The organism is Bacteroides sp. (genome assembly GCF_030151085.1).
Classification (GTDB): Bacteria; Bacteroidota; Bacteroidia; order Bacteroidales; family Bacteroidaceae; genus Bacteroides.
Genome location: NZ_JASLER010000034.1, coordinates 36440 through 53434, shown reverse-complemented (window position 1 = coordinate 53434; position 16995 = coordinate 36440). Strand labels below are relative to the sequence as shown.

General features: G+C 47.7%; 7 protein-coding genes. 1 reads left to right on the top strand and 6 read right to left on the bottom strand.

The window, feature by feature from the left end:
• Positions 1 to 21: 21 nt before the first annotated feature.
• The 6 genes from Q1W14_RS05955 to Q1W14_RS05930 form a co-directional block, all read right to left on the bottom strand.
• The gene (locus Q1W14_RS05955; protein WP_300699893.1) at positions 22 to 1161 is read right to left on the bottom strand and encodes an aldose epimerase family protein; all 1140 of its coding nucleotides are present in this window, start codon (positions 1159 to 1161) and stop codon (positions 22 to 24) included.
• A 239-nt stretch (positions 1162 to 1400) separates the two neighbouring features.
• Positions 1401 to 3308, bottom strand: a complete 1908-nt coding sequence (locus tag Q1W14_RS05950) for an arabinan endo-1,5-alpha-L-arabinosidase (protein ID WP_300699891.1) — start codon at positions 3306 to 3308, stop codon at positions 1401 to 1403.
• 300 nt (positions 3309 to 3608) lie between these two features.
• Entirely contained in the window at positions 3609 to 5390 is a 1782-nt protein-coding gene (locus tag Q1W14_RS05945; protein ID WP_300699889.1) for a bacterial Ig-like domain-containing protein, read from the bottom strand.
• Between the two features lie 42 nt (positions 5391 to 5432).
• Positions 5433 to 7184 (bottom strand): RagB/SusD family nutrient uptake outer membrane protein, encoded by a 1752-nt coding sequence (locus Q1W14_RS05940; RefSeq protein WP_300699887.1) that lies wholly within the window; start codon positions 7182 to 7184, stop codon positions 5433 to 5435.
• A gap of 39 nt (positions 7185 to 7223) precedes the next feature.
• Positions 7224 to 10433 carry a TonB-dependent receptor gene (locus Q1W14_RS05935; protein ID WP_300699886.1) on the bottom strand — a complete coding sequence of 1070 codons (3210 nt, stop codon included), beginning with the start codon at positions 10431 to 10433 and terminating at the stop codon, positions 7224 to 7226.
• A 392-nt stretch (positions 10434 to 10825) separates the two neighbouring features.
• Positions 10826 to 15106, bottom strand: coding sequence for a two-component regulator propeller domain-containing protein (locus Q1W14_RS05930; RefSeq protein ID WP_300699884.1), 4281 nt, complete (start codon positions 15104 to 15106; stop codon positions 10826 to 10828).
• Positions 15107 to 15355: 249 nt separating this feature from the next.
• Here Q1W14_RS05930 and Q1W14_RS05925 point away from each other — a divergent pair, with 249 nt between their 5' ends.
• The gene (locus Q1W14_RS05925; RefSeq protein ID WP_300699973.1) at positions 15356 to 16843 is read left to right on the top strand and encodes an arabinan endo-1,5-alpha-L-arabinosidase; all 1488 of its coding nucleotides are present in this window, start codon (positions 15356 to 15358) and stop codon (positions 16841 to 16843) included.
• The last annotated feature ends 152 nt before the right edge of the window (positions 16844 to 16995 follow it).

Here is a 16995-nt window from a genome sequence, read left to right as displayed (position 1 = left end):
AAGTTATTGAAGTGTTTGCTATTATTTCTCTACTGAGAATTTGAAGATACATTCGCTATCGTAGGTTTGTCCCGGTTCCAATACGACTGAAGGCCACTGAGGTTTATTAGGGCTATCGGGGTAGTGTTGTGTTTCCAAACAAACGGAAGCGCGTTGATTATAAGTGATACCTTTCTTACCTGTTACGGTTCCGTCCAGGAAGTTACCTGTGTAAACTTGAATACCCGGTTCATTGGTGTAAACTTCCAAGGTGATACCACTTTCAGGAGAAGTCAGTTTGGCAGCTACTTGGCTGAGGTCACCATTGGTGTTCAACACCCAGTTATGATCATATCCATTTCCATTTTTAAGTTGGATGAAGTCAAACTTAGTAATGTCTTGTCCTACAGTCTTAGGTGTAGTGAAATCCATTGGAGTTTCCTTAACAGTTACAATTTCTCCGGTAGTCATGAAAGTGCTATCCACCGGGGTATAGTTATCGGCATTGACATATAAGATATGATCAGTTGCAGGTTTGGCGGGATTTCCCGATAGATTGAAATAAGAATGGTTTGTCATGTTGATAACCGTCTTTTTATCGGTTGTTGCACTATACTTTATATCTATAGCATTATCATCGGTAAGTTTGTATGTAACCTTTGCAGTAACATTGCCGGGGAATTGTTCATCCCCATCCGGTGAGATGCGGGTAAGTTCCAAAGTTGTTTCATCAATAGGTTTTGCATCATATACTTGATATTGCCAACCTTTAGGACCACCATGCAAGCAATGGCCGAAGTTATTTTGAGGTAACTGTATGGTATCTCCGTCCAATACAATCTTTCCTTGATTAATACGGTTTGCATATCGTCCGATAGAAGCACCGAAATCACTGGGGACGTTAATGTAATCGGCAATGCTGTCGAATCCTAGAACAACATCTTGCATAACTCCGTTTTTGTCGGGTACCATAACAGATACAATACGTCCTCCAAAGTTCGTGATACATACTTCCATGCCTGCCTTATTCTTTAAGGTATAAAGATGTGTGGCGGCATTGTTTACTGTTGCTTCGAACTTAACCGGGTCAAGACCGGATAATGTTAACTCTTGAGTTGGTTTGCTGTTGCACGCAGAAAGCATCAAAGCGGCTACTCCTGCAAGTAGAAAACTGTTTTTCATGGTTCTATTTTTAATGTAAATGAGACGTTTATTCTTTTATGGGTGTAAAAGTAACACTTTTGTTTGGTGTAAGATGTACACTTCTGTATGTTGTGCAACATAAAGAGGAAAAAAGTGTTGGTTTTCTTCTCGTAGAGTAGAGGTTTACGCTATGTATTCTTCTATTTATATGCGAAAGAGTGTATCTTTTGCTTTCGGCAAAGATACACTCTTGTTGCAGATAGCAGAGGCAAGAACATTTATTTGGTTTTCTTACCCCAATATGTCTTGTTGTTGGTATATCCGGCATAGACAATGGTGTGGGTGCGTGGATTGGCTTCCCAGTCGGTTTCGCGTTGGAGGCACAACTCCACTCCGTTGGCAGTCAGGATTTGCTTTTCTGCATCATAACTCCAAACTCCTCCTTTCCAGGTTCCGGCTGTAATGGTATGGTCAGCCGCAAGGGTCATGTTGCTCGATTCCTTCTGTTTTCCATAGGAATAAGACAGGTCGATATGCTCCCAGTTGCCTACCAGTTCATCTTCCGTGATGGCTACTTGAGGAACAGCTCCGTAGCGTTCGGGCATTACGACCGGCCAGCCTTGGGAGTTCCATCGTATGGAGCGTACATGCCCCATCATGAGGGCATTGCTATAAGCATTTCCTCCCACGTTTTCGGGGAATCGTCCTTGCGAAGCATAATACCAGTTGCCGTTGCCGTCGTCAAACACGGCGCAATGCGAGATACCTACCCAGCCATTACTGTTGCTGAATTTGTAGGGGTGGGTAACAACCGGATACATATCCGCTCCTTCGGTGACGTTGGCGCCGTCGATGCCGAGGTAGGGGCCTGTAATGCTCTTGGAGCGGCATACGCGTGTATTATAAGGTACTGCTAGTGCATCGTATGCCACGAACAGATAATAATATCCGGTTGCGGCATTGTAGATTATCTCGGGACCTTCACTGGCTTGCCAGCGGCTGGCTGCATTGCGGGTAGTTATCAGTTGTCCGTATTCGGCAGGAGCACTTCCTTCGGCCCAGGGCGCACCTAAACTTTGTTTCGGCATTCCGGTTTCCGGATTCAGTTCCATGGCAACGAGGCCGCTGTGCCATGAACCGTAAATCAGCCAATGCGTACTTTCGGGAGTAATGATATAGGAAGGGTCAATAGCATTCCACTTGAAGTAAGCATTCCAATCTGTCAAAGCAGGACGAGCCCAGTTTATGCCTTTATCGGAAGAGGAGCATACTACCATTCCTTTGTCAGTCCATTTATTACTTGCGGGGTCAGATGTTTCCATTAATCCGATGAAAGCACGTTCGGTCCATGAATTATCAAAATTGGCATTCGTATTGGTTGCGCCTGTTTTGATATAGTTATCTATCACGATAGAGTAGTACATGCGGTACAGACCGTCTTTCACTTTACGTACAACGGGAGCCCAATATCCGTAAGACGGCTCGGCGATAGCTTCCAAACCCATTGTTGCTCTGTATTCATTGAGCTTTTCTTTTACCCATGCAGGAATTTCCAACATCGTTCCACCTAGGTATTCCCAGTTTACGAGGTCTTTGGAGCGTCTGCCGTGGAAGTGTCCGCCGGCTGTATGTGCATTGCCATAGGAGGCGTCTGTCTGATACATATAGTAATATCCGTCTTCGGCCAGCACTACGGTGGGGTCGTGCACGTTTGCTAAGTTCCATTCACTGCGTTGGTCCCAGGCGGCTATGTTCACGTAGTTGTCTGCATAGGTGGGTGCCACGTAGTTTTTGAGCTGTTCGTCAATGCTTAGGTTCTCTGTGGTTGCCTTGAGTGCATCTGAGTAGGTATAATGGCTGTCGCTGTAGACATAAGCACGGATATAGTAAGAGGTATTACCCATCAAGCCGGAAATCGTGGCGCTGAAATTCTCATCGGCATCCGCTATGTTATCTTTGATAGTTGGGTTCTGGGCATTGACACTGTAGCAGAAGCCCTTCTTGACAACCTGATTGATACTGCCGGTGATCGACGAAGTGACAGTCAGTGAGGTGCCTGTGGTTGCGGTTATTGCAGGAGTACTTATGGTTACATCACCGTTCCCGATCTCATCGTTGCTGTCGGAGCAAGCTGTGAAGGCGAATAGAACCGGCAAGAATATCCTGAGGAATAATTGCTTTTTCATTTGTTTGGTGTTAAAAACCATGCCGTTCCTTTTAATAATCAGAGGAAACAGCATGGTTGGTATAGAAATTAATGTATAATGCGAATCAGTAGTTGAAACTACTTTATAGGCAAGGAGAAATGCATAAAATAATACCGGGGAAAGTATAAAGTGCCATTGGCAAATAATGAATATTATTATGCTAAGTATTGCCATTAGCTTGGCAAACTTTTGCCACCGCATTGGCAATACTTTGCCAAGCCGATGGCAAAACGTTGCCAATGCGATGGCAAAACTTAGCACAATACGTCTTCTCCTCGGTTAATTAGCATTGAAGACGAGATGACAACCGTCAACGGTCAATGCAAAGTTCAAGTCGCCGGAATCCACTGTGTTGATGCCAAGATAGTACTGGGTGGAGGTTGTACCCGTACCACTCTTCATTACTGCCTGAATGTCGGCAGTGCTATTGCCGCAGTTGGTTACGTAGACAGTGACTTGGGCCCCATTCATACCGGCAAGCCAAGTAGCCCAGTCGCCTTGTGTTCCGTTGTGAACGCAGGCTGCATATCCGTTGCCCCATCCAAAGTTGTCAGCACGAACCACTGCATATTCGTTGGTAATATCGGCTTTACGGAGAACTACAATGAAATTGTTATAGTTGTTAGCCAGACTACTGTAGTTGGTGAAGGTGATGGATTTTGTCTTGCCCACAGGAACGTTGAAGTCGTCTGAGAAGGCTCCCCAGAAGGCCGTTGAGTTGTCTTCGGCTCCTACCATGGCTGTGTTGCTCACTACAGAAGCTGCGGACTCGGATACGGTAACTCCTACCGTTGCGGTGACTCCTTTATCGGCGGTAATGGTAACAGTCTTGGAACCGGTCTTCGCAGGAATGGTAGAGAAACTGAGTTTTGCATTGTCAATGACTCTTGAATTTCCGTTGGCATAAGTTGCCGTAACCACCATGCCTGTTGGGTCGAAGGTCATCGTCCGGTCTGCCAAAGTCTCGGTAGCTGCCGAGGTGTAATAATAGTATTGTGTATGCGAGGGTTGGGTAGTCACCTCGATGGATACAATCTTTTCCACGACTTCAAAAGCAGCATTAGCCACAATCGGTTGTTCGCAATTCTCACCCTTAAATGTCTTATTGTAGATGGCCACAAGATTTTTCACGCCCAGTTGCTCCATATCAGGGATGGCAGAGATATAGAGTTCGGAAGCCGGTACAGTTTTGGTCACTCCTTCTTCAAAGGTAATGATAGCCGAAACATTGGCCATGGCTTCTTCTAGCGGAGTACCTACGTTGACCTGATTGGGTACATTCTGCAGTATCATCGATATCGGATTTTTGTCTTGGGCAGAAGTAAGACCACCAATAGGAACGATGTTGGTTTGCAAGAAGTTAATGTAAGAACCTTCGGGTACTAAGAAACAGCGGATATTGGCGTTGGTCTGGTCTTCGTTCAGATTAGCCTCCTTGTACGGCTGTGCATAGATCTTAGTCACCACGCCGTTGGTCATCTTGATGGTCAAAGCACTTTCGCTGGTGCGGTCTACGGTAAGCGTCACCTTGCCACCTAACTTCTGTACGCCTGCGTCTTCATTGCTGGCATCGGGAGCCAGAAGCTGCGTGCTTGTGGCATACTTAAAATAGAAATAAGTGCCCCATTGCGAGTTGTAGGCAACAGAGTCGCCTGTGGCATCAAAACGGATGGCTCCATATTCAGTATATCCTGTAGCTCCACGATCTACATCATTAGTGACAATTAGGGCAAAGTTTTTATAATACATATTGCTGGCAGGATTGATGTTAAGGTTGAACACCGCATTCCACTTCTGACCATCGGGTACTACGTAATACTTGGAGAAAGCACTCCAAAAACCAGAGGTGAAATCCGTACTTCCTATTGCGTACACATCTTCCTGCATACCTTCAAGCACTTCATCCGTATTGTCCTTTGAATTTTCTATAGAGTCTATTTTCTGGGAAATCCAGTCGGGAGCGTTTACATTATAGAGTTCGCCACCCTCACAGCCTATTAATGCCAGCAATACCAAGGTTATCGCAAAGCAGAAGGATGCTAATTTATTGAGATGTCTCATTGTCTTAAATTTTAATAGGTAATGGATTGTTTCTAATTTTATTTACTTGCTTAAATCTACAGCCGGACGTACTTTTCTTCCGCTTTCCTGGAAGTAAGTGGAATTATCTGTACTATAGTTGGCGGAGTTACCTTTCAAGTTCGGGTTATTGTTGGTCAGCTGCTGCACAATAGGCAGGAACTCATGTCCCGGTATGTAAGTATCGAAGGAACTCTTCAGTGTGGAATTCGTTGCTATATCGCTGTAGCTGACGGGGTCTTTCACTGCTTCGGTGGAACGACTGAAAGTGCCGTGTTCCTTGAGTTGTTGCAAACGACTGCTATCATAGAAGAATCCCCAGCGGATGAGGTCGAAGCCTCGGCCAAATTCGCATCCGAACTCTTTGGGACGCTCTACGTTGGCTATCTGCTCAAAGAGCCTGTCGGCAGTGTCGAAGTCGGAAAGTTTCAAGTCGGGCAAATCAGCGCGATTGCGCACTTCGTTAATCCAGTTGATAGCCTGCAGTGTGGGACCATTGACTTCGTTCTCACACTCGGCAGCACGGAGCAGCACATCAGAATAGCGCATCAAGCGCAGGTTGATTCCATCGTGCAAACCTGTAACCACAGTACTATACAGACCTGTACGGAGATTCGTGAATTTAGCAATCGGCAGGCCACCATAGGTGTTGTTCGTCACGATATTGTCGGCGGCCGAAAGTTTGTGGGTGTAAGCCACGTTACCATACTCAAAATTCTCCCAATCGGTCTCGTAAGTACCGATGGTCCAATAGAGTCTGGGGTCGAGTTTGCCATTGGTGGTACGTTCACTTTTGAAAAGTTGATAGAGCCAAGGTGAAGCCGAGATATCTGCCCATCCGCCATAGTTGCCGGGAGCAAAGTTGCTCTCGATGGCAGAGCCTTGTGTGGCATTGGGGCTCGTGTTCACCGGCGTCCATTCGTCATCAGTTCCCTGTGAATTATAGTCGAGGAACTGTACCTCGAAGAGGCTCTCTGCATTGTTCTCGTAGGCCGAACCTTCGTGGAAATTATCTCCATAGTTGTCCATCAGTTTATAAGTGCCATATTTCTTGCCGATGATGTCTTTCAATACCGTGAGTGCTTCGCTGTATTTTTGGCGCATCATAAGGGCGCGGGCATAATAGCCTGCCGCAGCACCGCAAGTAACCCGTCCGCCTGCCCATTCGCCGCCTTCGTTACGGGAAGGTAGCAATTCCATCGCCTCGTGGAAATCTTTTTCCACCTGGTCGAGTACGGCATCATAGGTGCTGTTGCCGCCATAAAGTCCCTCCAATGAAGAGTAAGTGGCGTAATCCGTGATGAGGGGCGGATTCTGATAGTAACCAACCAAGTTGTAGTACGATAGGCCGCGCAGGAAAAGCACTTGTCCTTTGATGCGTTTCATTTTTTCAGAAAGTTGGCTGTTATCTTCATCGCAACGGGAAATAGCGAAGTTGCACACGTTAATGGTGTAGTACCACTCGCGCCAAGGCCACCATGTGATGTCCGAAGTAACTTCTGCATTAAGGTCATCGAAAGGCATGTACCATACTTGCGAAGAGTTCCACGCTTCATCGCCACGGCAGACGTCGATGGTGTAACCTACACGGGCATAGGAACCCTCCATACGGATGTGGTTGTAGGCGGCAATCACGCATTCCTCCAAATCATCGGCATTAAAGCCAAAAGTACTTGAGGTTTGCTGGTTGGGATTCAACAGATCCATTTTGTCACTGCAAGAAACCAGCGTGCTAAATCCCAAAATGAGAGCAAGTGAATATTTATTTAGTTTCATAAGATATGTTTTTAGTATTTAGGTACTAGATAGTAACGATTAGAATGTAAAATGAACGCCACACATGAAAGTACGTGCAGTAGGATAAGAACAGAAGTTGTATCCCGGGGTGAAAGTTCCTCCCGCATAGTCTACATTATAACCGTGATAGCCGGTGAATGTGTGGAGATTCTGTGCTGATACGTAGAAACGTACATCGGATACATATTTGCCGAACCACTCGTTAGGGAAGTTGTAGCCCAATTCTACATTAGCTATCTTCCAGTAGGCCGCATTCTGAATCTTGCGGGAACTGAAGAGGTCATTCCAAGCCAAGCTGGCACTATTGGTGATATAGGTGCGTGGCACGTTGGAAAGGTAAGTGCTACCGTCTTCACTGAAGCGGTTGGCATTGAGGACGGCTACATCCTTATTGCCCCAGCCGTAACAAGAATTGAGCGAGTTGTAGATGTCATCGCTGACATGATGATTCAGCGTACCGAAGGTAGCGATGCTCAGGTCGAAGCGCTTGTACTCAAAACGAGCATTGATACCGAAATTTATTTTAGGCATACCGCTTCCCAGAATCACTTGGTCGTTGGCGTCTACTTTACCGTCGGGGACACCGTCCGGTCCGCTTACATCCTTATAGAGGCAGTCTCCAATCTGGGCACCCTCTTGAGTGGCGTGGTTGTCCAAGTCTTCCTGTGTACGGGCAATACCGTCATAAACCCAGCCGTAGAACTGACCTATTTCTTGGCCTACATTGGTAATGAAGGCTCCGGAGATGTAAGAGTTGGTGCCAAAACCCAAAGAAGTTACGCGGTTGCGTACCGTGCTGAGGTTGGCAGAAAGTTCATACTTGAAGGCATGGTCGCGGTTGCGGTAAGTAGCCGAGAACTCAAAACCTGAGTTGTTCATCGAGGCGGCATTCATTGTAACGGTGGTATTGGACACACCGGCTTGCTCGGGAACAGGGACAGAATATAGCAGGTCTTCGCTGATGTTCTTGTACCATTCGGCCGTGAACTCCAAGCGGTTGCGGAACAAGGCGATGTCGATACCCACATTGTAGGTCTTCTTTTTCTCCCATGACAAGTTATTGTCCACAAAAGTGGAAATGGCAGAACCAGTCACTACATTACCGTTGAAATTGTAAGTCATGTTATTGCGTGACATTACAGCCTGATACATATACTCACCAATATTCTCGTTACCGAGTTCACCATAGCTGGCACGGACCTTGAACAGGTTTACAACATTTTGGTCAAAGGGGAAGAAGTTCTCTTTGTCAAAGCGCCAGCCCACAGAGACGGAGGGGAAAGTTCCCCAACGGATACTTCTGGTCAGGCGGGAGCTACCATCCCGGCGCACTGTTGCCGAAAATAAGTATCTGTCATCGTAATTGTAGTTGATACGACCGATGTAGGAAAGGATGGAATGCTTGTATTCGTAGCTTTCAGAATACGTGTTGGCAGCATTCTGGAGCTGTAGGAAATAAGGTTCGGTGAAGTTGATTCCCCATCCGGTCAGCAGGTCGGTGTTTTCTTCTTCGTAAGTCTGACCTGCCAGTACGTTGATGTGGTGCTTGCCTATCGTACCATCGTAAGTAAGTACATTCTCTATCAAAGCATCCGAATAGTCGCGTGATCCCTTGGTGAGTCGTTCGTTGCTCTTTGCCAAGTACACACGGTTACTCTGTACCCATGCGGGGATCCAAGTAAAGTCCTTGCAATGGGTTTTACTGTAAGAGAGGTTGACTTTATAGTTGAGCCTATGATTCTTGTTGTCAACGCCAATCATCTTGAGGATATCCACATCGGCCGATCCGGTTCCTACGAAGCGATCCACACGGGTGTTGCGTTGCAGCAGGTTATTTACCAGCAACGGGTTGGAAGCGGAGATGTCACCATGCACGGTATCGTAGTAAACACCGTAGCCATAAGCGTCATAATTGAAGTTGTTAGCGATTCCCACCAAGTTATCAAGTACCCATGTAGAAGAATCGTATGCTTTGATGGTGGGCTGCATCAGCATACTACCGCGCAGCACGTTGGTTACGTCTCCATACAAACCTTGAACGTATTCGGAAGCATTTGACAAACCCATGTTGTCTTGGTTGGAGTGAGAGTAGACAAGGCTGGTCTGGAACTTCACGAACTTGGTGTCCATTGTGTTGTTGACACGTGCAGTGTAACGTTCGTAGTTAGGACCGGCACCTTCGAGAGTTCCTTTTTGGTTGAAATAGTCTAATGATATATTATAGGTGTTATGAGCACCACCTCCGGCGAGGTTCACATTGTGGTTTTGACGGATACCCATCTTGAATACTTCGTCAAACCAGTCAGTGTTGGTGTTATCTTGGAAATGATATTTTCCAGTTTCACTGTTAAGCTTGTATCCCGATGGCAACGGAGTGTTGGAGTTTACGCACGCCTGACCGATATACTGGCTGTATTGGTCAGCATCCATTACATCATAGATACCCTTAGGAATATAATCCATACCGAAGTATCCATTGTAATCCACTTTCAGCGGTTGGTCTTTTTGTCCGCGTTTGGTGGTGATTATAATCACACCATTGGCGGCGCGCGAACCGTAGATGGCAGCAGCAGAAGCATCCTTCAGCACCTGGATGGTTTCAATATCATTTGAAGAGAAATCACGGATGGAAGTTCCCATGGGAACACCGTCGATAACATAAAGAGGAGAGGTGTCTCCGAAAGATCCGATACCACGGATACGTACGCTAGGGTCGGCACCGGGCTGTCCGTCAGAGGTGATTTGTACGCCAGAAACCTTGCCTTCGAGCATGGTGGAGATGTTGGAGTTTGATGTCTGTTTCAAGGCTTCCGCATCTACTACAGAAACTGAACCGGTTAAGTCGGATTTCTTCTGTGTACCATAACCTACGACAACCACTTGCTCAAGCATCTGATCATCGGATTGTAACTGAATGGTTTCGATGATGGCACGATTGCGAACAGCCACTTCACGTTCTTTGAAACCCACATAGCTTATTGAAAGGATAGCGTTTCCAGGAACTTCCAGTTGGAAGTTTCCATCCAAGTCGGTAATGGTTCCGCCTTGTCCACCTTTAATCTTGACGGTAGCCCCTGGCATAGGTTCACCTTGTTCGTCGATAACTTGACCACGAACTTTGATAGTCGGAGATTGTGTCACGGTAGCCATGGCAGGTGTAGAATACACTGCCATACCGCCAAAGGCACACAGACTAAGCATTACGGAAAAAAATAAATGTTTCCTCATTTTTAAAAGTATTAAGGTTATTATTAAAATAATCAATTAGATTGTTGCTAACTATAATTACGATGTCGGATTGATGCATGGCATGATCCGACGTTGACTACCGAAGATAGTCAGGTCACAGGCTTCGCAAGCGTAATGAAAATCAATTGGGGAAGGTTGAATTTAGCCAATGCCGTGCACGATGCGGCAGCCATTCTTTTGTCATTCTTCATAATATTAATATTAAAATTAAACTTAAGTGCATGGTTCTCTCCGAAAGGATTGAGCTCCGATTGCATGGCAAAAGTAGGGCTTGCGCTATAAGTGAAGGTGGACAAACGACTTTATAAGGTGGACAAATGAATAATAAGTGTAAAAAATGCGCTTATTCCGTATAGAGGGTAATATTTCAGCTATTCTTCTTCATTAAGCAGTGAACTGGGTGTTGCATTAAAGTATTTGGTAAAGCATCTAGTGAAGTATTTAGGGTCGTTGAACCCTACTTCGTATGCAATTTCCGCAATGTTCATGCTTTTATTCTCCCGGTTTTTCAGCAATAGTTCGCGGGCAATGTTCAGGCGGTAGTTGCGTATGAACTGTCCTGCTGGCTGTCCGACGAGACTTTGTAGCTTTTTATTCAGCAGACTCTTGCTTACACCTACCGCTTCGCAGAAATCACTGACCTCGAAATAGGAGTTATTGTAGTGCTCCTTCATTACTTCCATCACATGGTTGATGAACTTCTTGTCGCTTGATTCTTCTTCCATATTCAGAACATCTACATCCATTGCTATGGCAAACTTCTTTTGGTAGCGTTTGCGGTTTTCGAGGATGTTTTCGATGCGGGTTAGCAACAGGATTTCGTCGAAGGGTTTCAACAGATATTCGTCGACGCCGATGCGATAGCTTTCGATGCGCGATTCTTGCGAAGTCTTGGCTGTCAGCATCAGGAAGGGGATGTGGGAGATAGAGATGTTTTCTTTCACTTTGCGTGAAAGTTCCAGTCCATCCATGACGGGCATCATTAGGTCGCTGATGATGAAATCTATGTACTGTGATTTCAGTATGTCCAGGGCCTCGGCGCCGTCGGCAGCTTCTGTCACTTCGTATTTGTCGCGCAGGATGGAGCGGATGTAGCCGCGCATGTCGGCATTGTCCTCTACGACGAGGATACGGAGGCCTTTCTTCTCCAGTGTGTCCGTCTGGTAGAAGGCAGGAGTGTCTGGCTGTGCGTGTCTTTCTACAATCTCTGTCACGGTACTGCTTGTCTCTTCGGAAAGAGGTAGTAGGATGCGCAGCGAGCAACCTATATGCTGGTTGTTGCGGGCATAGATGTCACCGCCATGAATCTGTACGATGCGTTTACATAGATACAAGCCTATGCCACTTCCAGCCTGCCCGTACATGGGGTATTTGGTTTGTCCTTGCGACTGATAGAAGCGGCCGAATATTTTGGGTAGGTCTTCGGTAGGAATGCCGCTGCCGGTATCGCTGACGCAGATGTAGAGGGTGCCCTTGCGGGTTCCGGCAGGGGGAAGTAGGGCAACGAATAGAGATACGGTGCCGCCGTTGGGCGTGAACTTGATGGCGTTGCTCAGTAGGTTGGTGAATACCTTGTGCATAGCTTCTTCGTCGTAGGCGATTTCCGGTGTATGCATGTGGTAGTACCGTTTTAACTGTATGTTGCGCTCCCGGGCGATGGCTTGGAATGGGATGATGAGCTCGTCGGCGAATTTCAGGAAATTGTTCTTACTTTTGACAATCTCGAACTTTCCTGAATCTACTTTCCGGAAATCCATCAATTGGTTGACAAGCGACAACAGGTACTTGGAGTTGCGTTCCACGAAATGCAGTTGCTCTATTACCTGCGGGTTGTAACTCAACTTCAGGGCGCGTTCGATGGGACCGATAATCAGGGTTATCGGTGTGCGGAATTCGTGGGTGATGTTGGTGAAGAAAGAAATTTTGTCCAGAGTGAGTTCCTGCACTTTGCGTGCCATTTGCACCAATTGGGCTTTCTGGCTGGTAATCTTTTCGTTCTGTTGCTTCAGCACCTCATTTTGTCTGGAAAGTTCTTCTGTCTGCTTCTCTAGTAACTGCTTCTGCTCGTTCAGCTCGTGGGTGCGTTGCTCCACCTTGTGGTGCAGAAGCTCTTTTTGGTGTTTTAGGCTGCGTATGCGCCACTGGTAGAATTGCCAGACGATGAGCGAAAGCAGGAATAGAACCAGTAGAATGAACCAGGCGGTTTTATAGAAATAGGGGAGGATAATGATTCTGAGCTCTGCTACCACCTCTTCCCGGTTACCGTTGTTGGAGGAATACTTCACTTGCAGTGTATAGTTTCCGGGCGATAGGTTGGTATAGCTGGCAAAGCGGCGGTTGCTGGGCACCTGTATCCATTCCTTGTCAAAGCCGATGAGGCGGTAGCTGTAGGTGGCTGCATCGTCGGGTTCGAAATTGAGGGCGGAGAACTCTAGCGAGAAGGATTTCTGGCGTTCGTGTATACGTATCTCCTGGGTTACGGATATATCTAGCGGCAACTGTTTACTGCCTGGCCGTATCTCTTCGTTGCCCACTATCAGCCGGGTGAAGCGCACTTGCGAAGGTTGCTGAGAAATGTCGGGTAGGTCGTATTCTATCATCACCAGACCGGCTACGTTACCGAAGTATAGCTCGTTGCGAGTGGAGCGACAGGCGGCATTCCAATAGAATTGGGTATTGCTCAGTCCGTCCTGTAGCGTGTAGTTGATGAAGCGCTCTTCCGATTTCAGCAAGCGGGAGAGACCGTTGTTGGTGGCTATCCACAAGCATCCCTTGCTATCTTCGAGGATGCTGTGTATGCTGTTGTTGGACAAGCCTTGGGTAGTGGTGTAGGCTGTGAAGCATTCTTTACCTTTGGCGTCAACTGTCCGTTTGTAGAGCCCGTAGCCGTTGCTACCCAGCCATAAGGTTCCGTTGCCTGTTTCATAGAAGCAGGTTATTTTCTCAATCAGGCCGGAGGACGGGTCATCCAGCTTGTACTTCAGATAGCGGTAGGAAAATGAACCGTCCGGCGATGTTCTCGGGCGGGAATGCAGGTCGATGACATAGACGCCATCCAGACAACCCATCCACAATTGGCCGTCCTTGTCGATGATGGAGCCGATGCATCCGCGGATGTCTTCGGCAGCGTGGTCGGCCATTGGGGAAAGGACTTTCCGACTCTTGAAGTCATAGAAGAAGATACCTTGGTTGGCTCCAATCCACATTCCGTTGTTGATGGAGTCGTACGCTAGGGCGCCGATGAAGTCTACCGGGTAGCCGCTGCCGTTCTCTGTAGAGATGACTTCGAGTGCTTGCTTGGGATTCTTCCGGTCGAGCAGATTGATGCCGCCTCCCCAGGTGCCTACCCAGAGTCTGCCTTGCGAGTCGGCAGTGATGGCGCTGACGGAGTTGTGGCTCAGTGCTCCATTTTCGTGGGTGTAGTGAGTGAAACGGTTGCTGCCTGCTTCTTTTCGGTTCAGTCCGCCTTCTACGGTACCCACCCACAGGGTTCCTTGGTTATCCTCGTAGATGGCATTGACGGGATTGTGTGAAAGGGTTTGGGGATTCTCACGGTCGTGCAGGAAGTTCTGTATGGAGAGGCGTTTGGAGGTGAATTTGTTGATGCCACCGCTTTCTGTTCCTATCCAGATATGTTTTCCTTCGACGGTGATGCAGTTGACGAAGTTGCTGTTCAGCAGACTGCTGCCGGTTTCGGAGAAACTGTCGCTGATGCGTTCGAAGTTGTCTTTGAGGGGATTATAGACGCTGATACCCCGTAAGGTGGCTATAATCAGTTGTTGATCGCTAGTCACGGCCAGGCTGGTCAGGAAGTTTTGCGAGAGGGAATATGGGTTGTCGGGGATGTGCTCATAGTGCTTCACGATGTTTTGGTTTCTGTTATAGCGGTACAGACCTAGGTTGGTTGAAATCCAGACTTCATTTTCCTTGGCAATGAAGTCGGTGAAGTAAGTGTCGGGGGCAAAAGTCAGGCATTCGGCTACGGGAACGGCCGTGAGCCCACCTTTCGCGTCGGCGTTTACCTTGCAGAGTTTGCCGTTCAGGCCTATCCATACCTTGCCGTCTTGATCTATATCGCTGAAGGTGATTTCGCTGCGATAGATACCGGGAGCATCAAGGGAGCGGATTTCTTTGATACCTCCTTCTTCATCGAAGGAGATACGGTGGAGTCGGTTGCCACAATGTAGCCAGATGCAGCCCGTGGCATCGCTTATGACGAGGGAGGCGGGCTGGCGTGAAAGGTCGGTGGATAACTTCCCCTCGTCTATCAGGGGAACGGACTGTAGGGTGGAGAGGTCAATGATGTCGGTTCCTCCTTCAGAAACGACCCATAGGCGTTGGAGATTGTCTTCGTAGACATTGCGGATAAAGTTGCTCTTTAGTCGGCAGTGGGGAGTGTCGGGGGTGAAGTTGATGAATTCGTAGCCGTCGTAGCGTGACAGTCCGCCGCCACCCATGCATATCCAGAGGAAGCCGTGGCTGTCGCGATAGATATCGTCGACGAAGTTATGGGGCAAACCTTCGTTCATGGTGATGTAGCTGATATTATAGCGATCGGTGAACGATTCCTGCGCATACAGAATGGAGAAAGGGCAGAAGGATAGCAGGAGGGTGCTTAATATAATAAGGTGTAAAGCGATGTATTTTTTCATACTGATTTGTATTAGTCTGGAACAAAGAAAACACAGAACCAAGGCAGGAGCAAGTTTGCTCGAATACGTTGGAGTGTAGCTTTTCCTCGCCTTTGAGGCAAAGATATGTAGATTACTCGTAATCTCCGAAAAATTGCCGGCTCTTTTGGTGAAAATGACTGTTTGTCCACCTTAAAAGTCCGTTTGTCCACCTTGCGTAGCTGGAATCCGGCGTATTTTCGCAGCATGAACAATGTTAATGCTAATATGATGAAAAACTTGCTTTGCATGGCCTTTGGCTGGATGTGCATTCTGTTGTCAGGATGCACACCTTCGGTGTTTACACCAGTGTCCTCGCCCAATCCTTGGCAGGACGACTATTCTGCCGTATCTTCGATGGACAATTACCGCTCGTGGGGAACTTATAACGTGCACGATCCTTCGTGCCGGAAGTTGGGCGACTATTATTATATGTACTCCACCGACGCCATTTTCAAGGAGAATCGTCGGGAGGCTGAAGAAAAAGGTGTGCCGTTGGGTTACATCCAGGTGCGCCGTTCCAAAGACCTGGTGCATTGGGAGTTCTGCGGGTGGGCATTTCCCGAGATTCCGCAGGAGGCGGTGGAATGGGTGCATGCTTGTACCGGGGGTAAGGGAGCCACGAACATCTGGGCGCCCTACATTATTCCTTACGAGAACCGCTATCGACTTTACTATTGTGTCTCGGCTTTCGGTCTCAATACGTCCTATATCGGCTTGGCGGAATCAGATTCTCCCGAAGGTCCTTGGAAGCAGATGGGTTGTGTAGTGAAGACCGGTCCCGGGACGGCGATGAACGCCATCGACCCTAGCGTTGTGGTAGACGCTGCTGATGGTAAGTGGTGGATGCACTACGGTTCCTACTTCGGTGGACTGTATTGCGTGGAACTGAATCCGGAGACGGGGCTCACGGCTGAAGTCGATGACAAGGGACACTTGACGGCTCGCCGCGCCAACTACCGGAAAGATAACCTCGAAGCACCCGAAATTTTCTACAATCGCGACTTGAAGCAATATTTCCTCTTTACTTCCTACGACCCACTGATGACGACCTACAATGTACGTGTCTCCCGTTCGGACAAGGCGGAAGGTTCGTTTACGGATTATTTCGGAAAGGCTGTAGCCGACACTACGAACAATTTCCCTATTCTGACAGCGCCCTACCGCTTTGCCAATCATCCCGGATGGGCAGGTACGGCACATTGCGGGGTGTTCACGACGGACGACGGGCAGTACTTCATGGTACATCAGGGACGTCTTTCGCCACACAATCAGTTGATGAACCTCCACCTGAGACAAGTGTTCTTCACGGAAGATGGCTGGCCGGTGGTGTCGCCCGAGCGTTATGCAGGCAGTGAGTCACGCCGGTTCTCTCCGGAGGATTTGGCAGGCGAGTGGGAAATCATTCGTGTGCAGGAGCCTTTGTATGAACGGCAACTGGAAGCCGGGCAGATACTTTGGGGCGAAGGCGAATTGAAGAAGGAAGAGTGGAACATGTCGCAACCGTTGAGTCTGGAGAAGTCCGGCAAACTGGGTGAGGGCAGGGGCAACTGGACCTTTACGGAAAGCCGTCAGATGCTGACGCTGGTGCTGAACGGCGAAGCATTGCAAAACCTGATTGTCTTTGCCGGTCACGACTGGGAGAACGAGACGGAAACCATACTCTTTACCGGACTCGATAGCCGGGGACGGTCGGTGTGGGGGAAAAGAACCAAATGATTATCAGAGACTTATTACTGTACGATTACTTTGTATATTGTACAGTGATACTTTACTACCGATAAAGTGGTACTTTACTAGTAGTACAGTGACGCTTTACAATAGATAAAGTAGTACTTTACTACTAGTACAGTGACACTTTATTGAATGTA